Origin of the sequence: Plantactinospora sp. B24E8, from assembly GCF_039871735.1 — a bacterium.
In the GTDB taxonomy this organism is placed as follows: domain Bacteria; phylum Actinomycetota; class Actinomycetes; order Mycobacteriales; family Micromonosporaceae; genus Plantactinospora.
In genome coordinates, this window is record NZ_JBDPMH010000005.1 from 41,823 (window position 1) to 67,696 (window position 25,874).

General features: G+C 73.0%; 22 protein-coding genes. 10 read left to right on the forward strand and 12 right to left on the reverse strand.

Going from position 1 to position 25,874, the window contains the following annotated elements; all coding sequences use genetic code 11:
• Window positions 1-13: 13 nt before the first annotated feature.
• Window positions 14-931, reverse strand: coding sequence for a methylenetetrahydrofolate reductase [NAD(P)H] (gene metF / locus ABGB21_RS10380; protein ID WP_347656405.1), 918 nt, complete (start codon window positions 929-931; stop codon window positions 14-16).
• Between the two features lie 173 nt (window positions 932-1,104).
• Here metF and ABGB21_RS10385 point away from each other — a divergent pair, with 173 nt between their 5' ends.
• From ABGB21_RS10385 to ABGB21_RS10395, 3 genes are all read left to right on the forward strand, one after another.
• Entirely contained in the window at window positions 1,105-2,187 is a 1,083-nt protein-coding gene (locus ABGB21_RS10385) for a polyprenyl synthetase family protein (RefSeq protein WP_347656407.1), read from the forward strand.
• 86 nt (window positions 2,188-2,273) lie between these two features.
• A complete protein-coding gene (gene mptB / locus ABGB21_RS10390) occupies window positions 2,274-3,851 on the forward strand; it encodes a polyprenol phosphomannose-dependent alpha 1,6 mannosyltransferase MptB (RefSeq protein ID WP_347656409.1) in 1,578 nt (525 codons plus the stop codon).
• A 146-nt stretch (window positions 3,852-3,997) separates the two neighbouring features.
• The gene (locus ABGB21_RS10395; RefSeq protein WP_347677492.1) at window positions 3,998-7,384 is read left to right on the forward strand and encodes a BTAD domain-containing putative transcriptional regulator; all 3,387 of its coding nucleotides are present in this window, start codon (window positions 3,998-4,000) and stop codon (window positions 7,382-7,384) included.
• Here ABGB21_RS10395 and ABGB21_RS10400 read toward each other — a convergent pair.
• From ABGB21_RS10400 to ABGB21_RS10420, 5 genes are all read right to left on the reverse strand, one after another.
• On the reverse strand, window positions 7,326-8,117 hold the full coding sequence (locus tag ABGB21_RS10400; protein WP_347656414.1) for an ABC transporter permease: 792 nt from the start codon (window positions 8,115-8,117) through the stop codon (window positions 7,326-7,328). The two genes, ABGB21_RS10395 and ABGB21_RS10400, sit on opposite strands and share 59 nt — an antisense overlap.
• A gap of 7 nt (window positions 8,118-8,124) precedes the next feature.
• A complete protein-coding gene (locus ABGB21_RS10405) occupies window positions 8,125-9,120 on the reverse strand; it encodes an ATP-binding cassette domain-containing protein (protein WP_347656416.1) in 996 nt (331 codons plus the stop codon).
• Window positions 9,121-9,250: 130 nt separating this feature from the next.
• A complete protein-coding gene (locus ABGB21_RS10410; RefSeq protein WP_347677494.1) occupies window positions 9,251-9,682 on the reverse strand; it encodes a lycopene cyclase domain-containing protein in 432 nt (143 codons plus the stop codon).
• On the reverse strand, window positions 9,679-10,041 hold the full coding sequence (locus ABGB21_RS10415; RefSeq protein ID WP_347677496.1) for a lycopene cyclase domain-containing protein: 363 nt from the start codon (window positions 10,039-10,041) through the stop codon (window positions 9,679-9,681). Before ABGB21_RS10415 ends, ABGB21_RS10410 begins: the two co-directional genes overlap by 4 nt.
• 15 nt (window positions 10,042-10,056) lie before the next feature.
• On the reverse strand, window positions 10,057-10,422 hold the full coding sequence (locus ABGB21_RS10420; RefSeq protein WP_347677498.1) for an Rv2175c family DNA-binding protein: 366 nt from the start codon (window positions 10,420-10,422) through the stop codon (window positions 10,057-10,059).
• A gap of 207 nt (window positions 10,423-10,629) precedes the next feature.
• Between ABGB21_RS10420 and pknB the strand changes: the two genes are divergently transcribed.
• The 3 genes from pknB to ABGB21_RS10435 all read left to right on the forward strand — a co-directional run bounded on the left by pknB (window position 10,630) and on the right by ABGB21_RS10435 (window position 14,429).
• The gene (pknB, locus tag ABGB21_RS10425; RefSeq protein ID WP_347677500.1) at window positions 10,630-12,639 is read left to right on the forward strand and encodes a Stk1 family PASTA domain-containing Ser/Thr kinase; all 2,010 of its coding nucleotides are present in this window, start codon (window positions 10,630-10,632) and stop codon (window positions 12,637-12,639) included.
• 52 nt (window positions 12,640-12,691) lie between these two features.
• Complete coding sequence (locus ABGB21_RS10430) at window positions 12,692-13,534, forward strand: deoxyribonuclease IV (protein WP_347656469.1); 843 nt, start codon at window positions 12,692-12,694, stop codon at window positions 13,532-13,534.
• Window positions 13,535-13,670: 136 nt separating this feature from the next.
• Window positions 13,671-14,429 carry a M15 family metallopeptidase gene (locus tag ABGB21_RS10435; RefSeq protein ID WP_347677502.1) on the forward strand — a complete coding sequence of 253 codons (759 nt, stop codon included), beginning with the start codon at window positions 13,671-13,673 and terminating at the stop codon, window positions 14,427-14,429.
• A 50-nt stretch (window positions 14,430-14,479) separates the two neighbouring features.
• Here ABGB21_RS10435 and ABGB21_RS10440 read toward each other — a convergent pair whose 3' ends face one another.
• The 4 genes from ABGB21_RS10440 to ABGB21_RS10455 all read right to left on the reverse strand — a co-directional run bounded on the left by ABGB21_RS10440 (window position 14,480) and on the right by ABGB21_RS10455 (window position 18,783).
• Entirely contained in the window at window positions 14,480-15,523 is a 1,044-nt protein-coding gene (locus tag ABGB21_RS10440) for a GntG family PLP-dependent aldolase (protein ID WP_347677504.1), read from the reverse strand.
• Window positions 15,516-16,922 (reverse strand): 3-deoxy-7-phosphoheptulonate synthase class II, encoded by a 1,407-nt coding sequence (locus ABGB21_RS10445; protein ID WP_347656426.1) that lies wholly within the window; start codon window positions 16,920-16,922, stop codon window positions 15,516-15,518. Before ABGB21_RS10445 ends, ABGB21_RS10440 begins: the two co-directional genes overlap by 8 nt.
• A 92-nt stretch (window positions 16,923-17,014) precedes the next feature.
• A complete protein-coding gene (locus tag ABGB21_RS10450) occupies window positions 17,015-17,533 on the reverse strand; it encodes a hypothetical protein (protein ID WP_347656428.1) in 519 nt (172 codons plus the stop codon).
• A gap of 29 nt (window positions 17,534-17,562) precedes the next feature.
• Window positions 17,563-18,783 carry an MFS transporter gene (locus ABGB21_RS10455; RefSeq protein ID WP_347656430.1) on the reverse strand — a complete coding sequence of 407 codons (1,221 nt, stop codon included), beginning with the start codon at window positions 18,781-18,783 and terminating at the stop codon, window positions 17,563-17,565.
• 83 nt (window positions 18,784-18,866) lie between these two features.
• Between ABGB21_RS10455 and ABGB21_RS10460 the strand changes: the two genes are divergently transcribed.
• Window positions 18,867-19,916: a winged helix-turn-helix domain-containing protein gene (locus ABGB21_RS10460; protein WP_347656432.1), complete on the forward strand. Its 1,050-nt coding sequence runs from the start codon at window positions 18,867-18,869 to the stop codon at window positions 19,914-19,916.
• Here ABGB21_RS10460 and tuf read toward each other — a convergent pair.
• On the reverse strand, window positions 19,897-21,084 hold the full coding sequence (gene tuf / locus ABGB21_RS10465; RefSeq protein ID WP_347656434.1) for an elongation factor Tu: 1,188 nt from the start codon (window positions 21,082-21,084) through the stop codon (window positions 19,897-19,899). The two genes, ABGB21_RS10460 and tuf, sit on opposite strands and share 20 nt — an antisense overlap.
• Before the next feature lie 313 nt (window positions 21,085-21,397).
• On the opposite strand from tuf, the gene ABGB21_RS10470 reads away from it, so the two are divergent.
• Entirely contained in the window at window positions 21,398-21,763 is a 366-nt protein-coding gene (locus ABGB21_RS10470) for a hypothetical protein (protein ID WP_347656436.1), read from the forward strand.
• An 84-nt stretch (window positions 21,764-21,847) separates the two neighbouring features.
• Complete coding sequence (locus tag ABGB21_RS10475) at window positions 21,848-23,050, forward strand: serine hydrolase domain-containing protein (RefSeq protein WP_347677506.1); 1,203 nt, start codon at window positions 21,848-21,850, stop codon at window positions 23,048-23,050.
• A gap of 199 nt (window positions 23,051-23,249) precedes the next feature.
• Here ABGB21_RS10475 and ABGB21_RS10480 read toward each other — a convergent pair whose 3' ends face one another.
• Window positions 23,250-24,458, reverse strand: a complete 1,209-nt coding sequence (locus tag ABGB21_RS10480; RefSeq protein WP_347677508.1) for a cytochrome P450 — start codon at window positions 24,456-24,458, stop codon at window positions 23,250-23,252.
• Window positions 24,459-24,661: 203 nt separating this feature from the next.
• Between ABGB21_RS10480 and ABGB21_RS10485 the strand changes: the two genes are divergently transcribed.
• Window positions 24,662-25,858, forward strand: coding sequence for a helix-turn-helix domain-containing protein (locus ABGB21_RS10485; protein WP_347677510.1), 1,197 nt, complete (start codon window positions 24,662-24,664; stop codon window positions 25,856-25,858).
• Window positions 25,859-25,874 lie beyond the last annotated feature (16 nt).

Below are 25,874 nucleotides of genomic sequence, written 5' to 3' on the forward strand. Positions count from 1 at the left end.
GCGGTCGCCGATCTCACGCCCGGACTCCGACCTGGAGGTTCTGCCAGACCTCCCGCGTCGCCGTGGACCGGTTGAGGGTGATGAAGTGGATACCCGGCACGCCCTCGTCGAGCAGTCGCCGACACATCTCGCTGGCCTGCTGGATGCCGAGCCGGTAGACCGCCTCCGGATCGTCGGCGATCCGTTCGAACTGGGCGGCGAGCGCGGACGGGAACGGCGCCCCGGAAAGCTGCGCGGAGCGTTCGATGGTGCCGATCTGGGTCACCGGCATCACCCCGGGCAGGATCGGCGTGTCGCAGCCGGCGGCCGCGACCCGGTCCCGCAGCCGGAGGTACTCGTCGGCGTCGAAGAACATCTGGGTGATCGCGAAGTCGGCACCGGCCCGACACTTGCGGACGAAGTACTCGGTGTCGGTGGTGATGTCCGGCGAGCGGGGATGCTTGTACGGGAAGGCGGCGACGCCGACACTGAAGTCGCCCGACTCGCGGACCAGCCGGACCAGGTCCTCGGCGTACCGCACGCCCTCGGGGTGCGCGATCCACTCCCCGGTGGGGTTGCCCGGCGGGTCCCCCCGCACCGCGAGGACGTTACGCACCCCGGCCCCGGCCAACCGTCCGATCACGTGCCGCAGTTCGGCGACGGAGTGGTTGACCGCGGTCAGGTGTGCCATCGGCAGCAGGGTCGTCTCGGTGGCGACCCGTTCCGTCACCGAGACGGTGGTGTCCCGGGTCGAACCACCGGCACCGTAGGTGATCGAGACGAACGACGGACGCAGCGACTCCAACTCGCGGATCGCCTGCCACAGCAGCCGCTCGCCCTTCTCCGTCTTCGGCGGGAAGAACTCGAACGAGAAGGTGGGTCCGGAACCACGGACCAGGTCCCCGATCGACGGCTGCGAGTCGGGGAGTACGGAGGGGAGACCGAGCGCCACGAGGTGACTCTACCGGTTCGGAAGGTCCCTCCCGCCCTTTCCCGCACCGTACGGGCCCGGTGTCCGTTTCCGCCGGACACCCGGCCGCCGGTCAGCAGCGGGCCCCCGACCCCGACGGAACCGCGGAGGCCTGCCGCGACACGCCCGATCCGGCGATCCACTAGCGTCAGGGCGTGACCGAACCCGACCCCATCCCACCGGTGGACCGCGCTGACCTCCGCCGGCGGGTCGACGCCGCCCTGGCCAGCTTCCTCGCCACCCAGCGTGCCTGGATGGCCGACGTCGACGACGGACTCGCCCCGGTCGCCGACGCGCTGGAGGCGTTTGTGCTCGGCGGGGGCAAGCGGCTCCGGCCGGCGTTCGGCTACTGGGGCTACCGGGCCGCCGGCGGCCCCGACTCCGACAACATCGTCAGCGGGTTGGCCGCGCTGGAGTTCGTACAGGCGAGCGCGTTGATCCACGACGACCTGATGGACCGCTCCGACACCCGGCGCGGTGAGCCGTCCATCCACCGCCGGTTCGCCGCCCGGCACCGGGCGGCGGGCTGGGCCGGCGACCCGGCCGGCTTCGGTGACGCCAGCGCCATCCTCCTCGGCGACCTCTGCCTGGTCTGGTCCGACGAACTGCTGCACGGCAGCGGCCTCGACCCGGTGGTGGTCAGCCGGGCCCGGCCGGTCTTCGACGAGATGCGCACCGAGGTGACCATCGGGCAGTACCTGGACGTACTCGCCCAGGCCAGCCGGGACACCTCGGTCGAGCGGGCCAGCAAGGTCGCCCGGTACAAGTCCGCGAAGTACACCGTCGAGCGTCCGCTGCTGCTCGGCGCCGCGCTGGCCGACGCGCCCGCCGCCGTCCGGGACGCCTACTCCGGGTACGGGCTGCCGCTCGGCGAGGCGTTCCAGCTCCGGGACGACGTACTCGGGGTGTTCGGCGACCCCGGGCAGACCGGCAAGCCGGCCGGCGACGACCTTCGGGAGGGCAAGCGCACCTATCTGATCGCCGCCGCCTTCGAGGCCACCGACGCGACCGGGCGGGAACTGCTCGGCAGCCGGCTCGGCGACCCCGACCTCGATCCGTCCGGCGTCGACGCGCTCCGCGAGGTGATCACGGCCAGCGGCGCCCTGGACCGCACCGAGCGGCGCATCGCCGCGCTGACCGACACCGCACTCGCCGCCCTGCACGGCGTCGCACTCGAACCCGAGGCCCGCGAGGTCCTGGTCGACCTGGCCGTGGTCGCCACCCGCCGCAAGGACTGAGCTGTCCGGAAGGACCCGTCTGGTCGGGGAAGGGGCCTTCCCCGACACCCGGGTCCGGCGGTCGCTCCCGTGCGAGGATCGAAGGCGTGCCTGCCCGGGACCGTCTTGCCCGGCTCCGGCTGACCGGGCTCGCCGGCACCGTCCTGATGACGGCGGGCGCGTACGGTGCGGGTGCGCTGCCGGCGGGCGACGCCGACGCCGCCGTCCTGCCGAACGGTGCGGTGACCGCGCCGGCCAGCTACTGGTGGGGGCTCGCCGGCTGGCTGGTCGGGTTGGCCGTCCTCGCCACCGCCTGGTGGCGCCTCGGCGCGCACCTCGTCGCACTGCCACCGGGGACGGTACGGCTCCGTCACCTGCTCGGCACCGGCCTGCTGTGGGCGGCTCCCCTGCTGTTCGCACCACCGACCGGGAGCCGGGACGCCTACGCGTACGCCTGTCAGGGTGCGCTGTGGCGCGACGGCGTCGACCCGTACAGCATGGGAGTGCTGCCGGGCGGATGCGTCTGGTCGGACGCGGTGCCCGGGTTGTGGCGGCAGACCCCGACCCCGTACGGGCCGTTGGCGGTGGTGACCTCCGGCGGGGTGGTCACCCTCGCCCGCCTGGCCGCCGCGTCCACCGACACCCAGCTACTGATCGCGGTCGTACTGCTCCGGGTGGTGGCGCTGGCCGGTCTGTTGCTGGTCGCGGGCTGCCTGCCCCGGCTCGCCCGGGCCTGCGGTGTCGATCCGGTGCGGGCGTCGTGGCTCGGTCTGCTCTCGCCGCTGGTCATGATCCACGCGGTGTCCGGGGTGCACAACGACGCCCTGATGGTGGGCCTGGTGTCGGCAGCGCTCTGGCTGAGCCTGTCAGGCGGGGCGACCACCGCCAGAACCGCGGCGCTCGGCGGGGCCGGGGTACTGCTGGGGCTGGCGGTCGCGGTCAAGGTCACGGCGGTGCTGGCGCTGCCGTTTGTCGTCCTGCTCGGCACACCCCGGACGGCGGCCGCTGAGCCGACGGCCGGTCGGGCCCGGCCTGCGGGGGTGACGCCGGTCGGCACGGTCGCCACCGGCGGGGCGGTGGTGGTGGCAGGTGGCGTCGGCGCCTTCGCCGGGCTGAGTCTGGCCACCGGGCTCGACCTGGGCTGGCTCGACGCGCTCACCGACACCGGCCGGCTGGTGCAGTGGACGTCGCTGCCGACCGGGCTGGGCATGGCGGCCGGCTACCTGCTGCGGCTGGCCGGTGCCTCCGGGGCGTTCGACCTCGCGGTCCGGGTGGCTCGACTGCTCGGGCTGGTCGCGCTGGCCACGACGGTCGTCGTCCTGCTTGTCCGGGCCTGGTCGGCGACCTCGGCGCCGGCTCCGACGGCCCGCCGCCGGGTGGTGGTCGCGACCGGCCTGGCCTTCACGGCACTCGCGCTGCTCTCCCCGGTGTTCTACCCCTGGTACGCCCTGACCGCCGTCACCGTGCTCGCGGCGGGTCTGTCGGACCGGCGGTGGATCCGTCGGGCCGCCGGCCTGGTGGTGCTGGCCAGCCTCCTGGTCCTGCCCGACGGGTTGGGGCTGGCGGTGCTCAGCAAGCTGCCCGGCGCGCTCTTCGACGTGCTGCTCGTGGTGGTGCTCGCCGTCCTCGGCTATCGGGCGTGGTCGCGACGGAGGCGGGCCGCCGGGCGCTCGTTGCCGCCCTGACTCCGGGGAGAGCGGAGGCGGACCGGCACGGCGTACGCCCGGAGCGGGACGGCCGGTCGCCCGACTCGTGGAACTGCCGCCGGCACCGCCGGCGGCGGGCCGTTTTCGCTGATCGTGGTGCGGTGCGGGATCAGTACTCTCGTACCGTGTCCCCCGATCTCGTCCTGCTGTCGCGGTTCTCCTTCCGGGGCCGGGAGGTCGCGGGTCCACGGCTCCAGGACCTCATCGCCCTGCTCGCCGCTGACCTGCGCATGGGCTGCGGCAGCGGGCGGCTGATCGAGGGGCTCTGGCCGGACGAGCAGCCAGAGAATCCGCCCAAGGCGCTGCAGGTTCTCGTCTCCCGGGCACGGTCCCAGCTCGGCGCCGACGTGATCGCCCGGACCCCGACCGGTTACCGGCTGACGCTGACCGAGGACCAGGTCGACAGCTCGGCGATGCTGATCCGGGCGGCGGCCACCGCCCGGTGCTCGCGTGCCGGTGACCACGCCGCCGCACTGTCACACGCCGACGCCGGCCTGGCCCTCTGGGGTGGCGCCGAGCCCGGCCCGGTCGACGAGGCCGACGGCCCGGTCACCGCGTTGCGGGCGGAGCGGCGCGTCACCTACCGCACGCTGGTCCGCGCCCGCGCGCTCGCCCTCGCCCGTCTCGACCGGCCGGCCGAGGCGGCGGACCTGCTCGCCGAACTGGCCGTCGAGCGCCCGCGTGACGAGGAGGTGCTGGTCGAGCTGCTGCGCTGCGAGGCGGCGACGGTCGGGCCGGCCACCGCGCTGGCCCGCTACGACACCTACCGGCGGACACTGCGTGACGAACTCGGCGCCGATCCGGGGGCGTCGCTGCAGGCCGAGTACCGGCGGCTGCTCCAGGGCGTGCTGCCGTCAGTCCGGCAGGGCGTCGCGTACGAGCCCAACCCGCTGCTCGGCCGAGACGACGACGTCGCCGCCGTGGAAGCACTGCTGCGTACCTCCCGGGTGACCTCGATCGTCGGGCCGGGCGGTCTCGGCAAGACCCGGCTCGCCAACGTCATCGCCCGCCGCGCCGAGGTGCCGACGGTGACCTTCGTACCGCTCGCCGGCATCGTCTCCGACGACGACGTGGCCCGCGAGGTGGCGACCGCCCTCGGCGTGGTCGGGCAGCGGGCGCCGGGCGTGGTCGGGCACGTCGCGGGCAACGCCGGGGTCAGGGCCGCCATCGCGGCCGCGCTCGCCACCGGCCCGGCCCTGCTGGTGCTGGACAACTGCGAGCACGTCGTCGCCGGCGCCGCCGACCTGGTCCTTTCCCTGGTGGCGATGACCGGCGAGCTGAGGATCCTCACCACCGGCCGGATGCCGCTGGGGCTGTCGTCGGAGTCGGTCCACCAGTTGCCGGAGCTGAGCCTGGCGACGAGCGTCGAGCTGTTCGGGCAGCGGGCGCGGGCGGCGCGGCCGGGCGTCGACCTGCCCACGGCGGCCGTGGAGGAGGTGTGCCGCCATCTCGACGGGCTGCCCCTCGCGGTCGAACTGGCCGCCGCGCGGGTCCGCATCATGTCGGTGGCGGAACTCGCCCGGCGGCTCGACGACCGGTTCGGCCTGCTGCGCGGCGGTACCCGGGACGCGCCCCGCCGTCACCACACGCTGCACGCGGTCGTGGACTGGAGCTGGAACCTGCTGGACCCGGCTGGCCGGGCGGCGATGCGCGCGCTGTCCGTGTTCGCCGACGGGTTCACCACCGACGCCGCCCGTCTGCTGCTCGGCTCGCTGCCCACGACCGCGTCCGAGGTGGACGTGCTCATGGTCCTCGAACACTTGGTCGACCACTCGCTGATCAAGGTGTTCGACACCCCGTCGGGTACCCGGCTGCGGATGCTGGAGACGGTCCGGGAGTTCAGCGCGGCGCGCCTGGCGGCCGCGGGTGAGGGCGACGAGGTGACGACCGCGTTCCTGCGGTGGGGGCGGGAGTTCGGCGTGGCCCACCACGCGAACCTGCTGGGTCCCGACGCCCACCACACCGCGGCTGTGATCCGTGCGGAACAGGAGAACCTGCTCCACGTACTCCGGCTGGCCCTCGATCGCGACGACCGGGCGGGTGTCGCGGCGGTCGCCGCGGTCCTCGGCGGTCTGTGGACCCTCCAGTCGAACTTTCCACGGCTCACCACGCTGATCCGGCAGGTCTCTCGGCCGCTGTCGCACTACCGACCCGAGCCGGCCCTCGTCGAGACGACCCGGACCGCCCTGACCATGGCCGTGCTGTACACGTTCAGTTCCGAGGGGCCGCGGCCGGTACGGGCAGCCGTCGCGCTGCGTCGGCTCGGTCTGGCCCGGCCGGACACGGTGGTCCGGGCGGTCGGCTGGGTGATCCGTGCGCTGGGCGACCCCGCGGAGCTGTACCAGCTGTGCGACAGCGCCGAGCCGCTGCTGGCCGGCGCCGCGAACATGGTCGCCAGTTACCACTGGGAGGCCGCCGGTGACGTCGACGCGGCGTTGAAGACGGCCCGGCGGGCGCTCGACCTCTTCACCGACCGGGACCTGCCGTGGCCGCGCTCGCTCGGCCACGGCAGGGTCGCCGAACTCTGCCTGCGAGCCGAAAAGGGTACGGAGGCCCGCGACCATCTGCTCGCCGCGCTACCGCTGCTGCGGCGACTCGGCGCCCGGGTCGACACGGTCGGGGTCCGGGCCTGGCTCGTGCTGGCCAACCTGCAGCTCGGCGACACCGTCGAGGCCGAACGGTGGCTGGACGGACTCACCCAGGTCACGTTCGACGACGAGGAGACCAGAACGGTCGGCTACGACCTCGCCATCCGGAGCGAGGTGCTGCTCGCCCGTGGCGAGGTGGAGGCCGCCCTGCGGCTCTGGCGCCGGGTCGTCGACCAGGTCCGCGACGAGGGCGGCACCGCCGCCCCGGGTCTCCGGCTCAATCTGGATCCGTGGGTGGTCGAGGCCCGGTCGGTGGCCGTCGTCGCGCACGCCCGGCACGGCCGGCTCGACCTCGTCGCCGAGGTCGCCGACGCGCTGCCCGGGCTGCTCACCGACCTGTTGACGAATCCGCTGGTCGACCCACCGCCGTACCTGGTCGAACAGCCGATCTGCGGCACCCTGCTGCTGGCCACGGCCATGGCGGACCTTGCGCGTGCCCGACAGACCGGTGACCCGGCCCTGGCGCGGTCGGCAGCCCGGATGATCGCGCTCGCCGAACGCTTCCGGTTCCAGCGCATCTTCCAACCGACGATGTCGGCGACGGTGGTCCGGGCCGACGCCGAGCAGGCCGACCGGGTGGCGTACGACGAGGCGGTGTCGTCCTACGCCGGCCTGGACCGGGCCGGGATCCGCGCGGCGGCGCTGCACCTGCTGCGCCAGCGCCGCACTGGCCGGGAGGCGACCGCCCGACCGCCGGTCGGGCGCCGAGACCCGGGTGACGGGTACGCGGCACCGGAGCTGGTCACTGCCGGACCCGACGCGGGCCCGGACCCGACGAACCGCCGGGCCCGGGCCGAGGAACAGATCAGCGGGTGCGGTCCCGGTTGTAGAGCCACTTCGCCCACAGGTAGCCGACCAGGGTGATCAGTGCGCACCAGCCGAGTGCGAGCACCCCGCTGTCGCCGCTCGGCGTACCAAGGAGCAGGCCGCGCAGCGTCTCCATGATCGGCGTGAACGGCTGGTACTCGGCGAACCATCGCAGCCCGGCCGGCAGCGAGTCGGTGGGCACGAATCCGCTGCCGAAAAGGGGCAGCAGGAGCAGGGGCATGGGCAGGTTGCTCGCCGCCTCGACGGTCTTCGTTGCCAGGCCCATCGCCACGGCCAGCCACACCAGGGCGAACGTCGTCGCGGTGAGGACTCCGGCGGTCGCCAGCCACTCGGTCGCGGTCGCGTCGGGCCGGAAGCCGACGAGCACGGCCACACCGAGGACGACGGCGAGCTGGAGCAGGGTCTGCAGCACGCTGCCCAGCACGTGCCCGGTCAGCACCGACACCCGCGCGATCGCCATGGTCCGAAACCGCGCGATGATGCCCTGCGTCATGTCCATCGCCACCGCGATCGCGGTGCCCTGGACGGCACCGGCGATCGTGATGAGCAGGATCCCGGGTGTGACGTAGTTGACGTAGGCGGCGCGGCCGCCCGAGCCGCCGCCGATGCCGTCGCCGAGCGTGCCGCCGAGCACGTAGACGAAGAGCATCAGGAAGATGATCGGTACGGCGAGCAGCATCAGCATCGTGGGCAGTTTGCGCGACATGTGCCGCAGCTGGCGGCGCAACATGGTGGCCGAGTCGCGGACGGCCAGGGTCATCATGGTCATGGTGTGGTCACCCTCTCGGGGCCGGAAGTGGGACGGTCGCCGGGCCGGCGGATGCGGTGGCCGTGGCGGGCCGGCCGGTCAGGGCGAAGAACACGTCGTCGAGGTCGGGGCTATGGACGCTCAGCCCGTCCACCTCGAGCGCGGCGGCGTCGAGGCGGTCGAGCAGGGCCTTGAGCGGGCGGACGCCGGCGTCGCCGGGCACCCGCAGGACCAGCGACTCGTCGGTGGGATCCGGCGCGACGTCCAGGATCGCGGCGGCCGCGGTCAGCGCACGGTCGTCGGCGAACCGCAGCTCGACGTGCCCGCCCGGCACCCGCCGCTTGAGCTCGGCCGGGGTGCCCTCGGCGACGATCCGGCCGTGGTCGAGCAGGGCGATCCGGTCGGCGAGTTGGTCGGCCTCCTCGAGGTACTGCGTGGTAAGGAAGATCGTCACGCCCCGGGTGACCAGGTCCCGGACGATCTGCCACATGTCCCGCCGGCTGCGCGGATCCAACCCGGTGGTCGGCTCGTCGAGAAAGATCACCCGAGGGTCGCCCACCAGGCCCATGGCGAGGTCGAGCCGGCGCCGCATGCCACCCGAGTACGCCACGGCGGGCCTCCTCGCTGCCCCACCGAGATCGAACCGTTCGAGCAGGTCCGCCACGCGTCGCCGCCCCTCGGCCCGACCCAGGTGGTACAGGTCGGCCATGAGGAGGAGGTTCTCCTCACCGGTCAGGACGTTGTCCACCGCGGCGAACTGCCCGGTGACCCCGATCGCCGCCCGGACGCGATCGGGATCGCGGACCACGTCATGCCCACAGATACGGACCTCGCCGGCGTCGGCGCGGATCAGCGTCGACAGGATCTGGACCAGGGTGGTCTTTCCGGCGCCGTTGGGACCGAGCAGCGAGAAAACGGTGCCCTCGGGCACCCGCAGGTCGATGCCGTCGAGCACCACCTGCCTGCCGTACGACCTGCGCAGGCCGGTCACCGCGATGGCCGGTCCGGTCGGAATGTTCGTCATGGGCAGACCATGCCGCCGGACCGGATCGTGGCGGTTTCACCGTGGTTTCAGCGCTTCCGGGGCGCCGCTACCCCGCCGAAACCGCCCGTGAACGCTCCAGGTTCGATACCCCGTCCGAGGAGACAGGCGCTCAGGACACCTCGCGACGATCGACCTCGGGCGGTGCCGGTGCGGGCGTCCCGCCGCTTCCGGCCCCGTCGGCGTCCCGCCGTCGCAGGAGTCGTGACCACGGCGGCGGCGCACCCTCGCCCGCCACCGGACCACGTTGTACGCCGGCCCGGCCCAACCGGACCCAGATCGCCAGGGTGAGCAGGACCAGGGCGAACCCGAAGAGCAGGTCCTCGACCGGCGCGTACACCAGCCGCCAGCCGATGATTGCGTCCGGGTCGTAACGGACGATGCGTCGACCGGTCAGGATGCCGTTGGAGACGAGTTGGAAGAAGACGATGATCGGGTACGTCGCCCAGAAGACCGGCCGCAGCACCAGTCGGGTCCTGAACACGAAGAGGTCGACCAGCAGCACACCGGCCACCCCGAGCAGCGCCGCCGCCGTGTAGCTCACGGCTCGACCCCGGGCGGCGGGTCACCGGGCGGCGGCTCGTCGCCGGCCGGCCAGCGTCGTACCGCCCGGACCGCCTCGAACCCGAGGATCGCGCAGACCGGTACGACGACAAAAAAGAGCACCTCGTCCAGTGGCAGGTCGCCGGGGAGCAGGATGCCGGTGGTCTGCTCCGGGTCGAACGTCCAGTGTCCGGCGGCGATCGCCGCCAGGTCCCAGAGCACGAAGACCACGACCACCGGCAGCAGGGTCAGCAGCAGGCGCCGCCAGCGGCGCAGCACGTTGACCCGCAGTACCGGCTCCAGCCACAGCGCGCAGCCGAGGCAGCCGGCGAGCACCGCCAGGTAGCCGAGGTGGCCCATCGGCGCGCCGTCGCCTCAGAACCCGGCCGCCTGGGCCCGTCGTTTGACCTCCCGGGCCAGGTCACCGCCGAGGGCGTCGGCCGGAGTTCCGGGCAGGGTGTCGTCGGGCAGGTAGAGCCAGCGAAGCGCGGCCTCGTCGTCGTACCCGGCGTCGTGCAGCAGAGTGAGGATGCCGGGCAGGTGTTTGCGTACGGTCTGGTTGGCCACCAGTTCGGCCGGCACGACCCGGACGCCGTCCCGACGGACCGCGAGCAACTCCCGGTCGCGGATCATCTGGTGCACCTTGCTGATCGACACGTCGAGACGCCCGGCGACGTCCGGGAGGGCCAGCCAACCGCTCGGTTCGGTCGGCTGCGCGTCGGCGGGTACGGATTCGGTCACCCGATCACCTTGCCACGTCGCTACCGGACGTTCCCAGACGGCTCCCCGACCGGCGCGCCCGACCGGGTCCCGGCGTGTCGGCCCGCTGCCCGGAGTGTCCGGAAAGCCCGACCGAACTGTCCGGAATCACCCCTCCGGATTTCCGTTCGGTGTCGGCTGTGGCATCCTGTTCTGCCGCCACCCTCTGGAGACATAGACTGCGTGCCGATGGACATACAGGTCGCCGACACACTGCTGAACTCGCTCATCGACGGGCGTTACCGTATCCGTGCGCGCGTCGCCCGGGGCGGGATGGCGACCGTGTACACGGCGATCGACGAGCGCCTCGACCGCATCGTGGCGATAAAGATCATTCACCCGAACCAGGCGAACGCGGCGCAGGTGCAGCTCGCCGGCTTCCTCGAACGGTTCACCGACGAGGCCAAGACGATCGCCCGGCTGACCCACCCCAACGTGGTCGCCGTCTACGACCAGGGCACGCACGCCGGCCTGCCGTACCTGGTGATGGAGTACGTGCGCGGGCGGACGCTGCGCGAGATCCTCGCCGAACGCGGCCGGCTCAACCCGAGCGAGGCCCTGGCGATCATGGAGCAGATGCTCGCCGCGATCGCCGCCGCCCACCGCGCCGGTCTGGTCCACCGGGACGTCAAGCCCGAGAACGTGCTGGTCGCCGAGGCCCCGAGCGGCGGTAGGGCGAACCTGGTCGACAGTGTCGTCAAGGTCGCCGACTTCGGGCTGGCCCGCGCGGTCGAGGCGAGTTCCGAGACCGACGGCGCCAACCAGCTGATGGCGACGGTCGCGTACGTGGCACCGGAGCTGGTCACCGACGGACGGGCCGACCCCCGTACCGACGTCTACGCGGCCGGGATCGTGCTCTTCGAGATGCTCACCGGCCGGGTCCCGTACGACGGCGACCGCGCCGTCGACGTCGCCTGGCAGCACGTCGACCGGGACGTGCCGCGCCCCTCGACGTTGGTCCCCGGCCTGCCGCCGGTCCTCGACGAACTGGTCGTCCGGGCGACCCGGCGCGATCCGGGCGCCCGGCCGACCGACGCCGGCGCACTGCAGGCGGAGGTGCAGGTGGTCCGGGACGATCTCGGCACCATGGCCAACGCCAACACCACCGTGCTGCGCCAGATCCAGCCGGCGGAGCAGCCGACCATGGTGGTGCAGCAGCCCACGATGGTCGTCTCGACGGTCCAGCCCGCCGACCGGCCGTCCTGGGCCCGGCTGCCGGACCAGCAGCGGGAGCGCCCCGCGCCACCGCACCGCCGGCGGGCCGCCCCGCCGCCCACCGGTCTCGCCGGGCGGTTCGCGGAGTTCCGCGAGCGGGTGCTGGCCGACCGGGGCGGCCGGGTCGCCGTCGGTGCCGCCGCGCTGGCGGTCCTCCTGGTCATCGCCGGCGTCGGCTGGTGGTTCGGTGCCGGCCGCTACACCGCCACCCCCAACCTGGTGAACCTCGCCGGCGCGGACGCGCAGACCCGGGCCGACCGGGCCGGGTTCAAGGTCGAGTTCACCGAACCCCGCTACAACGACGAGGTCCCCAAGGACGCGGTACTGGCCCAGGACCCGGGCTCGGACGAACGGATCGTCCGGGGCGGCACGATCACCCTGACCCTCTCGCTCGGCCCGGAACGCTTCCCGGTTCCCGACGTGGTCGGCAAGGCGTTGGAACTGGCCCAGCTCGACCTGGAGGAGGCCGGGCTCAAGGTGAAGCGCGGCCCCGACCGGTACGACGACAACCTGCAGGAAGGCGTGGTGATCTCGGTCAAGCCCGAGGTCGGCGCCGAGGTCGAGGCGGGCGACGAGATCATTGTCACGGTGAGCAAGGGCAGGGCGCCGATCACCGTGCCGGTCCTGATCGGCAAGAACGTCAACGAGGCGCGGACGATCCTGCAGCAGCTCGGCCTGGAGATCGTCGTCGAGCCCCAGGACTCCGACAAGCCGAAGGACCAGGTGCTCTCCCAGGACCCGTCGGACGGGGCCGGGGTGGAGGCGGGCGCGAAGATCACGGTCAAGGTCAGCAACGGCCCGCCGCTGGTCGCCGTACCGTCGGTGATGAACTTGCCATGTCCGCAGGCGAGGCAGATCCTGGAAGGGCTCGGGCTCACCGTCGGTGGGCTGCAGATCAACCCGAACGGGCCAGTCCGGTCACAGAACCCCGGTCCGAACACTCCCGTACCACCAGGATCCCAAGTTGCCATCACCTGCTTCTGACCCGACCCCGACCACCGCCCACCCGGCGACCCCGGCCCGACCGAGCCGCCCCATCGGCTCGCACACCCCCACCTCGGGTGGGCTGGCCCGGGCCGCCCTGCCGTACGTCGACGCCGCCGGCTCCGAAGCGGTCCAGATCTACGTCGGCAACTCGCGGGGCTGGGCGCTGCCGCCCGGCGACCCCGACCAGGACGCCGCGTTCCGGGACGGCTGCGCCGAACGGGGTGTTCCGGTCTACATCCACGCGTCGCTCCTGACCAACCTCGGCTCCCCCACCCCGGCCACGGTCGAACGCTCGGTGGCGACGCTGGCGCACGCGCTGACCAGGGGCGCCGCGATCGGCGCGGTCGGAGTCGTCTTCCACGCCGGCAGCGCGGTCGACGCCGGCCACGCCGAGGCGGCGATGCGGCAGGTCCGTGAGTCGTTGCTGCCGCTGCTCGACTCCGCCTCCGCCGCCGGTGGCCCGAAGCTGCTGGTGGAGCCGAGCGCCGGTGGGGGCCGTTCACTGGCCTCCCGGGTGGAGCACCTGGGGCCCTACCTCGACGCGGTCGACCGGCACCCGTGGCTCGGTGTCTGTTTCGACACCTGCCACGCCTGGGCGGCCGGGCACGACCTGGCCCGCGAGGGCGGCATGACGGAAACCCTGGACGCGCTGGTCCGCGCGGTCGGTGCGGAACGGCTGTGGCTGCTGCACGCCAACGACTCCCGGGACCCGTGCGGCTCGACCCGGGACCGGCACGAGACGATCGGCAAGGGCAGCATCGGCGAGGCACCCTTCGCCGAACTACTGGCCCATCCGGCGACCCTCGGGGTGCCGGTGATCGTCGAAACGCCGACCGAGCAGCATCTCGGACACGCCGACGACATCAGTACCCTCAAACGCCTTCGCCCCTGACGGGTGCCCCCGACACCGCCGGGCACCGGGAACGATGATCCGGGTCACGTCCGTCGGGTACCCGGCGATGATCCGGGCCACGTCCGTCGGGCGCCCGGGGTGCCCGCAGCGGGGCCGGGGGCGTACCGTGGCCGCGGTGCGACGCCTCCGACCACTGCCCGCCGTCCGGCGCCGATGGTCGTACCGTGCCCTGGTCACGGTGCTGCTGCCCGGGCTGGCGCTGGTCGGTTGCGGCTCCGGGGCGGGCACGACCGCCGACCGGGGTGCGGTGGTGAGCACCAGCCCACCGGCCCCGGGACACAACGGCAAGATCACCACGACGGACGGGGCCGCCTTCGCCTCCGAGGTCTCCCCCGTCACCGTCGCCGATCTCGGCCAGAGCTGGCGACCGGGCTGCCCGGTCGGACCGGAGCAGCTCCGACGGGTACGACTGAGCTACCGGGATTTCGACGGCGGGTCCCGGATCGGCACCATCGTCGTCCACGAGTCGGTCGTCTCCGACGTGATCACGATCTTCCATGACCTGTACCAGTCGCAGTTCCCGATCCGCCGCATGCAGCCGGTCGACGCGTACGGCGGCAGCGACGACCGGTCGATGGCCGACGACAACACCTCCGCCTTCAACTGCCGCCCGGTCGTCTCCACCGGTCCGGCGAAGTGGTCCGAGCACGCGTACGGGACGGCGGTCGACGTCAACCCGGTGGAGAACCCGTACCTGATCGAGAGCCAGGTGCTGCCACCGGCTGGGACGGCGTACACGGACCGGGCCGGGCAGCGGCCCGGGATGGCCGCCCCGGGCGGCGTTCTGGTCGAGGCGTTCGCAGCGGCCGGCTGGCACTGGGGCGGCGAGTTCCGATCACCCGACTACCAGCACTTCAGCCGGGACGGCCGCTGACCGGCCCCATGCCGGTAGTCGGGTGAGCCCCGCCCGGTCGACCGGAGCGGTCAGCCGCGGAAGATCCCGGTGAGCACCTCGACCGCCCGTTCCACCCCGGCGTCGTCCAGGTCGTGGTGGGTGACCAGCCGGGCGGTACGCGGACCGAGCACCGAGACGAGGACACCCTTCTCCCGGGCGGCCGCGCCCAGCGTGGGAGCGTCGAATCCGCACTTGGTCAGGTCGAGCGGGACGATGTTGGTCCGGACCGGACCGGCCAACACCCCGAACGGGGCGAGCGCCTCGGCGAGCCGGGCCGCCCGGTCGTGGTCCTCGACGAGCCGGTCGACGTGGTGCCGGAGCGCGTACCGGCCGGCGGCGGCGAGCACGCCGACCTGGCGCATCCCGCCCCCCATCCGCTTGCGGACCACCCGGGCCCGGGCGATCTTCTCGGCGCTGCCGATCACCAGCGAGCCGGCCGGGGCGCCGAGCCCCTTGGAGAGGCAGACCGACATGGTGTCGAAAAGCTCGCCGTAGCTGGCCAGCGGCACCCCGTCCGCGACGTGCGCGTGCCAGATCCGGGCGCCGTCGCAGTGCAGGCCGAGGCCGGCCTGGTCGGCGGTTCGGCGCAGCTCGCCCAGGGTGGCGAGCGGGATGACCCCGCCGCCGCCCCGGTTGTGGGTCTGTTCGACCGCGATCGCCCGGGTCGGCACCGCGTGGTAGCCGTCCGGCCGGACCATCGAGGCGATCAGGTCCGGGTCGAGGTCGGCGCCGACGGCGGGCCAGGTCCGCGAGGAGATGCCGCCGTACGCCGCGGCCGCCCCGACCTCGTACGTCACCACGTGCGCGTCCGCGTCGCAGAGCAGTTCGTTGCCGGGCGGCACGAGCACCTGCAGGGCGATCTGGTTGGCCATCGAGCCGGTCGGGGCGAAGAGCGCCGCCTCGTGCCCGAACAGCGCGGCGACCTCGGCCTCCAGCGCGTTGACGGTCGGGTCCTCGCCGTACACGTCGTCGCCGACCTCGGCCTCGGCCATCGCCGCCCGCATCCCGGCGGTGGGTCGGGTCACGGTGTCGGACCGCAGGTCGACCGGACGGACGGCGTTGTTGTCAGCCACGAAGCATCTCCGCTACCAGGAAGGCCAGTTCAAGTGATTGCTGGGTGTTGAGTCGGGGGTCGCAGGCGGTCTCGTAGCGGTCCGGCAGGTGGATGTCCTCGATCGCCTGGGCGCCGCCGAGGCACTCGGTGACGTCCTCGCCGGTCAGCTCGACGTGCAGGCCGCCGGGGTGGGTCTCCAGTCCCCGGTGCACCTCGAAGTAGCCGAGCACCTCGTCCACGATCCGGTCGAAGTGCCGGGTCTTGTAGCCGTTCGACGACTCGTGGGTGTTGCCGTGCATCGGGTCGCACTGCCAGACGACCTTCGCGCCGGCGGCGGTGACCTTCGACACGATCGGCGGCAGTACGTCCCGGACCAGCTTGTTGCCCATCCGGCTGATCAGGGTGAGCCGACCGGGGATGTTGTCCGGGTTCAGCTTCTCGCAGAGCTCGATCGCCTCGTCCGGCGTGGTGGTGGGCCCGAGCTTGACCCCGATCGGGTTGACGATCCGGGAAATGAAGTCGATGTGCGCCCCGTCGAGCTGCCTGGTCCGTTCGCCGATCCAGAGGAAGTGGCCGGAGAGCCCGTACGGCCGACCGTCGGAGACCCGGGTCAGCGCGCGGTCGTACTCCAGGGCGAGCGCCTCGTGCGAGCAGTAGAGGGTGACCGTCCGCAGCGCCTCCTCGTCGGTCATCCCGCAGGCGCGGATGAACGCGAGGGCCCGGTCGATCTCCCGGGCGATCGCCTCGTAGCGTTCGCCGGCCGGGGAGTTGCGGACGAAGTCCTTGTTCCAGTCGTGCACGGCGTGCAGGTCGGCGAGGCCGCCGGCGAGGTAGGCGCGGAGCATGTTCATCGCGGCGGCCGAGTTGGCGTACGCCCGGATCATCCGCTGCGGGTCGGCGACCCGGGCCTCCGCCACCGGGTCGAGCGAATTGATCATGTCGCCCCGGTACGCCGGCAGCCCGCGCGCGTCGGTCGGCAGCGAGCGCGGCTTGGTGTACTGACCGGCGACCCGGGCCACCTTGATCACCGGCAGGGACGCCCCGTACGTCAGCACCACGGCCATCTGCAGCAGCGTGCGGGCGTTGGCCAGCAGGTGGCTCTCGGTGTTGTCGACGAAGGTCTCGGCGCAGTCGCCGCCCTGCAGCAGGAACGCCCGGCCCTCACAGACCAGGGCCAGCCGCTGCCGGAGCTGGTCGACCTCGTACGGCGCGACGACCGACGGCACGTTCTGCAGGACCTTGCTGACCTCGTCGACCGCGGTCGGGTCCGGCCAGGGTGGCGTCTGCGCCCGCGGCAGGTCCCGCCACCGGTCCAGCCCCAGGGCCTCGTCCTCGACGGAGTCGACGGTCGGACGACTGGTCTGCAGCGCGGTACTGCCCACCGCGGGGTAGCTCAGCTGATGCCACTCTTGGCGCATGCGGCAAGCCTACGGCGAGCCGGTGTCAACCACTGCCCGAGGTCGGCCCGGTCCGCTTCGTGGGAGCTCCACCCTCCGTGACGAAGCCGACATCACCCGGCCGGGGTGGCAGCGCCGGACGGGCCCGCGGTGCGCCCACCCGGCACCTCCTGGGCGATGCACCACTGGCCGCCGGCCCGGGCCACCGTGAACAGGATCGTGATTGACCTGGTCTGGTCGCCGACCTTCACCGTGGCGGAGGTGCTGACCTCCTGGTCGGGCTGGTCCGGACCGGTGGCCCGGATATCGACGATCTCGGTGGTGGAGACGGTGAAGTGTCCGGCGAAGTCCCCGTTCGGAGTGGTCGCGGCCGCGTCGAAGGCGGCGTGCATCGGGGCGCAGAGCTGGGCGCGCCCGGCGTCGACGTTCTTCGACCTCATCGCGTCGAGGTACGCCTGCACCCGGGCCCGGGCCCGCTCGGCCCCGTTCTCGCCGGGTGTTGTCGGTGCCGGTCGCGCCGACTGCTCCGGTTCCCGCCGGACCGGGTCGTCCAGCCCGCAGCCGGTCAGGCCGAGCGGCACGGCGGCCAGGCCGATGGCCAGGACGACCGTCCACGGCCGCTCGACCCCCATCACACTTCCCTCCCGGCAGACCCCACAGACTAGTTGAGCGGCGAGCCCACCGGGTCAGCCACCGGGTCGGCCGGCGGCCGGACGTCGACCGGCCGGCGGAACCGGAGCTTCGGCCGGAGCAGCAGGGTTACCAGCAGCGACAACACCGCCATCGTGACCATCGCGCCGGACGCGGACAGCCACTGGGCGAGCGCGCCGGCCAGCGTCGCGGCCACCGCCTGCATGGTCAGCATCCCGGAGGAGTGCAGGCCGAGCGCCTGGCCCCGTACCTCGCTCGGGGTCAGGTCGACGAGCCGCTGCTGGAGCAGCACCCCGCCGCCGAAGCCGGCCGAGGCGGCGGCGACCGCGAGCGCCGCGGCCGGCAGCGGGAGGGGCAGGGCGAAGAGCAGGTACGGCACCCCGAGCAGCAGTTGCAACGGGGTGACCAGCCGCGACCGCCAGTGCGGGGGCACGAACCTGCCCACGACGGTGTCCCCGACCAGCATCCCGAGCGCCCCGGACAGGAACAGCACTCCGGCGGTCCCGGGAGCGTACGGGATAAAGAGCGCCTCACAACCGACGACAAGCCCGTTCGGCACCCAGAGGGCAAGGTAGACGTACCGGCGGGCGGGGTCGGACCAGAGCGTGACGTTCACCTGCCAGGTCCGGCGGACCGACGGTCGGCCGACGGAACGCGGCGCCCGGCGGCTGAGCCCGAACCGGGCGACGAGCGCGGCGGTGAGGTAGAGCCCGGCGCCGATCAACAGCACCCGTCGAGGGCTGGCGAACGTGAGCAGGACGCCGCCCAATGCGAATCCGCTGATCTGCATGGCGCCGACGGACATGTTGAACACCGAGCGGCCGAGCAGGTACCCGCCGTCGGGCAGGATCTCGCCGAGCAGACCCCATCGGACCCCGCCACCCATCGAGCCGACCAGCCCCATGAAGGCGATCACCACGAACATCGCCCCGATCGGCATCCCGGGTGCGGCCAGGACGAGCACGCTCGTACCGAGCAGCAGCGCGATGGTGACCAGCGCGGCGCGCGGCGGTACCCGGTCGGCCACCGAGAGCAGGGTCGTGGCGCCGACGACCTGGGCGAACGAGGGCCCGAACAGGCTGAGCGCGGCCAGCAACGGCGACCCGGTGCCGGCGTAGACCAGCGTGCCGAGGGCGAGCCCGTTGACCGTACTCGCCGCGACCTGGGCGGAGACCACCAGGAAGAGCGGCCGGAACTCCGGGACCCGGAACAGCTCACGGTACGTACGCATGCCGGGCAGTCTCGATGGACACTGTCCGACGCCGGTAGGTTTTCGGCTGCACGTGAAAACGCGCGGGTCTACCGGGAGGCGACGTGGCAGTCTGGCGGCTCGGCACGGACATCCTGGCGAAGAGCAGCTTCGCCGTCTCACCCCTGATCGAGACGGTCGCGGCGCTCAAACAGCTCGACGGGCATCCGACCCTGCCCGGCCAGCGGGCCTGGGTCGACGCCCACCTGTCCGCCTACCGGGCCCGGCTCGCCGCCGACCCGTTCACCGCGGCGTTCGTCAAGGCGGCGTTTCCGCCACGGTGGCTGCCGGACTTCCTGACCACGCCGCCGAGCGACGTGGACGGCGATTTCCGGGGCGAGCTCGAACGGGTCCGGAGCACGCCACCCGAGGTCGCCCGGGCTGATCTGGCGACCGGGCTGCCCGGCCGGCCCCTACCACCCGAACTGTGCGGTCCGGACCTGCCGGACCGGACCGCCGAGCTGCTCGGCTGGGTGTGGACGCAGGTTGTCGAACCGGACTGGCCCCGCCGCCAACGGCTGTTCCAGGCCGACATCGTGTCGCGCACCCAGCGGCTGAGCTCCGGTGGCTGGGCCGCCACCCTGGACGGGATGCGGCCGGGGATGCGCTGGCTGGGCGACGGACAACTGCAGATCAACACGTACGACCATCCGCCGCAGGACCTCGTCGGCGCCCAACTCTTTTTCGTCCCGAGTACGAACCCGCGGGGCTGGGTCGGCTCCTACGAGCCGCTTCGGCACATGGTGGTGTACCCGTGTTCGGGACTGTTGGCCGATCCGGCCCGGAACGCCCCACCCCGGGCCCTGGTCCGACTCCTCGGTCCGGTCCGGGCGGACATCCTCGCCCGGTTGGCGTCGCCGATGAGCCCCACCCAGCTCGTCGCCGTGACCGGCCACGGCCTGGGCTCGGTGGGTGGGCACCTCAGGGTGCTGCTGGACGCCCGACTCGTCGAGCGGCGCCGCTCGGGCCGGTACGTCCTCTACTACCGCACCGCCGACGGCGACCGGCTGGTTGCCCTGCAGCGCCCCGCCCGGCAGATCGGTCAGACGTCAGGAAGGGGCCCTTCCCCTGGAGAAAGGACCCCTTCCCCGCACCTCAGTCGAGCAGGGCGGTGACGGTGCCGGCGGCGACCGTACGGCCGCCCTCGCGGACGGCGAAGCCGAGTCCGACGTCCATCGCGATCGGCTTGCCGAGTTCGACGGTGAGGGTCACCGTGTCGCCCGGGTTGACCTGCGGCAGGTCGCCGAGGTCGACGGCGCCGACCACGTCGGTGGTACGGAAGTAGAACTGCGGCCGGTAGTTGGCGTGGAACGGGGTGCGCCGGCCACCCTCGGCGGTGGTCAGCGCGTGGAGCTGTGCGGTGAACCGCCGGTGCGGCGTGACGCTGCCCGGCGCGGCCACCACCTGGCCCCGCTGCACCTGGTCACGCTTCACCCCCCGGAGCAGTACGGCGGCGTTGTCGCCGGCCTGCGCCGACTCCAGCGAGCGGCCGAACGTCTCCAGCCCGATGGCGACGGCACCCAGGGTCGGGGCGAGCCCGACCACCTCGACCGGCTCGCCGGCGCGCAGGGTGCCGCGCTCGACCGCACCGGTCACCACCGTGCCGCGTCCGGAGATGGTCAGCACGTTCTCGATCGGCATCAGGAACGGCCGGTCGAGCACCCGGGGCGGCACCGGGACGTACCGGTCGACGGCGTCGAGCAGGTCGGCGATCGACCGTACCCAGCGCGGGTCGCCCTCCAGGGCCCGCAGCGCGGAGACCCGCACCACCGGCACCTCGTCGCCGGGGAAGCCGTACTCGCTGACCAGTTCCCGTACCTCCAACTCGACCAGGTCGAGCAGTTCGGGGTCGTCCACGGCGTCGGCCTTGTTGAGCGCCACCACCAGGTACGGCACCCCGACCCGCTGGGCGAGCAGCACGTGCTCCCGGGTCTGCGGCATCGCCCCGTCGAGCGCGGAGACGACCAGGATCGCCCCGTCGACCTGCGCCGCCCCCGTGATCATATTCTTCACGTAGTCGGCGTGTCCGGGCATGTCGACGTGCGCGTAGTGCCGGGTCGCGGTCTCGTACTCGACGTGCGCGATCGTGATGGTGATGCCCCGGGCCACCTCCTCCGGCGCCCGGTCGATGCCGTCGAAGGCGACGAACCGGTTGACCGCCGGGTCCCGGTCGGCGAGCACCTTGGTGATCGCGGCGGTGAGGGTGGTCTTGCCGTGGTCGACGTGTCCCATCGTGCCGATGTTGAGATGCGGCTTGGTCCTGAGGAACTGGCTCTTGGCCATGGTGCAACCGTCCTTTATGGATGGTCAGGGTCGGCGGACGACAAACGCGGGCGGCTGCCACACCGCTGAGAGGGAAAGACCGCGCCAGAACCGCGCATCCGGTGCCGGAAGAACATGAACGGGGCGGCACCGGAAACCGGGCCACCCTCCTCCGTGGGTTCTGCTGGTGCGGGAGGAGGGTCAGCCTCGCGCGCCGCTATCCAGCCGGCCAGGCTGGACCAGCAGCGCAGCCAGCCGGTCGCTCGCCAGGCACACGGCGGTGGGGCCCGGCAGGAGGAATCCTGCGGACCGCGCGAACCCGACGGTGCCGTACATGGCGATCACGTTAGCCCGCAACGTCGAAGAGCTGAACCGATATTCCCACCGCGGTCGGGCGCGCGGCACGACGGGCCGGCCGGCCCGGGCCGTGCTGCAGGTCGACACGGCCGGCGGACCGGTCATCTGCGGCATCGAGCGCGACCGCTTTCCGGAGCGTCGGCTCCCCCCGCCACAACAGCGGATCACGGTCGACCACACACCCACCGGGTGCGCCCCGCCTCCCGTGTCGAACCAGCTTCCCCGGTGGGCGGTGATCATGACGGGTGCCGGCGGTCTGGCCCTGATGGTCTTCTGGCTGTGGGCCGGCCGTCCGTCGGCCCGGGTCAATCAGCGGGCGTACCGGCGTCCCGTCCGCCGTTGACCGCCCGTGGGTACAGCCAGCTACACCACCGGGAGACGAGTACACCCCATCGATCGGCGCCGCTGCCGTTCATAGCGTGGACGCATGACCGTTCAGCAGAGAAGACCTCCGGCGCACCGCTGGCTCGGTGCCGCCGCCACGCTCGCCATCCTGGGCGCCGTCGCGGTCGCCGTCACACCGACCACGGCCACGGCCACGGCTCGGACTCCGCTACCGACACCGGCTCAGGGGCAGGCTCCGGCCGGATCGCACCGGGACGCCGTACAGCGCAGCCTGGACGAACTGGTCCGGGCCGACGGCTTCCCGGCCGTTCTCGCCTCGGTGCGGGGACGTGACGGGCGGGTCCGGCACTACACGGCCGGCGTCGCCGACCTGCGGACCCGGGCGAAGGTGCCGACCGACGGGTACGTCCGGATCGGCAGCAACACCAAGACGTACCTGGCGGTGGTGGTGCTGCAACTCGTCGGCGAGGGGCGGATCGAGCTGGACGAATCAGTCGAGACGTACCTGCCGGGGCTGGTCAGGGGCGACGGCGTCGACGGCCGGCGGATCACCGTGCGGCAGCTGTTGCAGCACACCAGCGGCCTGCCGAACTACACCGCCCTGCTGCCGGAGACGTACGAGACGATCCGGCACCGTTACGTCCAGCCCCGGGAGCTGCTGGACCTCGGGCTGTCCCAGAAGGCGACCGACGAACCGGGTGAGACGTTCTCCTACAGCAACACCGGCTACGTGGTCGCCGGCCTGCTGGTGGAGAAGGTCACCGGCCGACCGGTGCGGGAGGAGATCACCAACCGGATCATCAGGCCGCTCGGGCTGCGGCACACCTACTTTCCGAACGTCGGCGACCAGGAGGTGCGGCGGCCGCACCCGAAGGGCTACCACCAGGACCGCCCGGAGCAGCCGCTGACCGACGTCACCGTGATGGACCCGTCGATGGGTTGGGCGGCCGGACAGATGGTGGCCACCCCGAGCGACCTGAACCGCTTCTTCGTCGCGCTGCTCGACGGCGACCTGCTCGCCCCCGAGCAGCTCCGGCAGATGCGCGACACCGTCGACGCGCCCGGTCCGCTACCCAACTCCCGGTACGGGCTCGGCCTGCAGAGCACCCCGATGAGCTGCGGCGGCCTCTCCTGGGGGCACGGCGGGAACATCTTCGGGTACTCCACGGTCAACGCGGCGACCGACGACGGCCGGGCGGTCACCATCGCGGCCACCCGCCTGCCGACCGACCTGGCCGAGGTGGAACACCTGCTCGCCGCGCTCGACACCGCGCTCTGCGGCTGATCTCCGGAACGTCCGGTCCACGGCAACCCCGGCCGGCCCACCAGCGGCCGGCCGGGGTCGCCCTGTCGTGCGGTCGGCACCCCCGCGCGCGACCGGTGCCCCTCGGGCGCCAGCGACGGACTGTGTGCGGGGCAGCGACGGATCGGGTGCGGGCTCAGCGGCGGACCGTGTGCGGGCCAGCGACGGATCGTGTTCCGGCTCAGCCGAGGGTCAACCGGAGCGAGGCGAGCCGCCAGGTGCCCGGGTCCGGCATCCGTTCCGGCGACGCGGCGGCGGCGAGATCGGGAAACCGGCGCAGCAGCGCGGCGAGCGCCACCTCAACCTGCACCCGGGCCAGCGGCGCGCCGAGGCAGAAGTGCGGCCCGTGGCCGTACCCGAGGTGTCCGGGCGGGCCCGGCGGTCGGGTCAGGTCCAGTCGCTCCGGATCGGTGAAGGCCCGCGGGTCCCGGTTCACCGCGGCCAGCGCGGCGGTGACCGGCTCACCCTTGCTGATCCGTACGCCCGCGATCTCGACGTCCTCGTCCGGGAAGCGGGGCACGGTCAGCAGTTGCGGCCCGCACCAGCGGGTCAGTTCCTCCACCGCCCCGGGCATCAGGTCGGGGTCGGCGCGCAGCACGGCGAGCTGGTCGGGCTCGCGCAGCAGGGTCTCCACCGCGTTGGCCAGCAGGTTGGTCGGGGTCTGCCCGGCGAGCACCAGGTGCCAGACCAGGGTGACCAGCTCGGTTTCGGTGAGCCGGTCACCGTCCTCGGCCCGGACCCGGATGAGCCGGGAGACCAGGTCCGCGTCGGGGACGACGGTACGGCTCGCCACGGTCGCCCGGGCGCCGTCGATGATGCCCGGGATCGCCTCGGCGAACCGCTCCCCGTGGCCGGCGGCGACGGCGGCGCCGTACTCCCGCCACCGGGGCCGGTCGCTCTCCGGTACGCCGACCAGTTCGCAGATCACCTCCATCGGCAGCGGTGTGGCGAAGTGCCGCAGCAGGTCGACGGCACCGTCCTCGGTGTGTGCGGGCAACCCGTCGAGGAGGCGGTCGACGATCCGCTCGATCCGGGGCCGGAACTCGGCGGCGCGGCGGGCGCTGAACGCGGGTGACACCAGTCGGCGCAGCCGGGTGTGCTCCGGTCCGTCCATCTCTCCCATGGTCCGCAGGTACGGCCGGCAGTGTTCGGGCACCTCCGGCCGTAGGTAGCTGTGCGCGGCCAGCCCGAAGCGTGGATCGGTGAGCATGGCCCGAGCATCGGCGTACCTGGTCAGGGCCAGTAACCCGCCGAATCCGGGGGTGACCAGCCGGGCCACCGGCGCGATTTCCCGGACCCGCCCGTACGCGGCGAACGGAGCGCGCAGCACCGCCGGGTCGGTCAGGTCGAGTTCGGGCAGCTCGGCCGGCGGGGTTTCCGGGTTGGTCATCAACGCCTCATTTCAGATGGCAGCAGCAGATGGTCTCATCATCCGAGTGTCGACGGTATCTTGTACGGACGACGTCGGCAACCGGCGCCGACAATGGCGATCCCGCCAGCGGGCTTCGGGGTGGCGGCGGACCACGAGGACCGCCGGCAGTACGGCTGACCGGCGGCAAGGCCTGCCGGCGACACGCGGCGAGGAGGCAGACGATGGCTCGGCTCACCCGCGCGGAGACGCAGGAGCGCAACCGCGCCCGGGTGCTGGCCGCCGCCCGCGACGAGTTCACCGAACGGGGCTTCCGGGAGGCCCGCATCGACGACATCGCCGAGCGGGCCGAACTGACCCGGGGCGCGGTCTACTCCAACTTCCCCGGCAAGCGCGGCCTCTACCTCGCCGTCCTCGCCGAGGACGCCGAGCGCGGGACGCCCGCTCCGGACGCCGAGCAGGCGACGCCCACCCCCGGCACCGAGCGCGCGACGCACGACGGCACACCGCCGGTGCCGACGCCCGACACCACCCCGCGGGCGGCGCTGGAGGCGTTCGCCCGGGCCTGGGTCGCCCGTCTTCCCCTCGCCACCGAGGAGCCGCGCAGCGCCGCCCGGCTCGGTCGGGACCTGGTGCCGGAGATCCTCGCGGACGAACGGATCCGCCAGCCGTTCGCGCAGCTGATGAAGCTGAACGCGGTCCTGCTCGGGCTCGCCCTCGAACAACTGGGCGCCGCGGGCCGGCGCGGTACACCACGGGCACCACGCGGCGCCCCGGCCGCCGGCTCCGACCGCCGCCAGGTCCGGATCGCCGAAACCGTGCTGACCACCCTGTACGGCGCGAGCCAGCTGGCCGCGGCCGCCCCCGGTTTTGTCGAGCCGTTCACCGTCACCGGCGCCTGCGCACAACTCGCCGACCTCGATCTCGACGACCGGTGGGAGCCGCCCCACCTGCCGTACGTCCCGCCGGCGCGGCCGGTCGACGAACCCTGGTCCCCGCCGGCGGCGGTGGACACGCTCCGGGGCACCGCCGCCCGGCTCGACGGCGACGGCGTACTGGCGATCCTGGGGCTGCACCGCGTCGCGGCGGTGGAGGAGGCGGTCCGGGCGGCACCACCCGACGTCGACGTCACCGTCGTCCTGGTCACCCAGGCCCCGACCGAGTTGACCCCGCTCGCCCGGCTGACCGTCGCCGAACTCCGTACCTGCCTGCAGCGGGCCTTCCCCGCCTCGGCATGGCCACGGCTACAGGTCGTCCAGGATCCCGCCGGTAGCGTCGCCGCCGCTGCCGGCGTACCCGTGGTCAGCGACGCCACCGAGTCGGCCGTCCGGATCCGGGCGGGTCGGATCGTCGCCCGGGCCGACGGCTACGGCGCCTGCCACGCCGCCGCCTCCGCCGCCCCACCGGCGGCCGACTCATGACGCGTACTGACCTCGG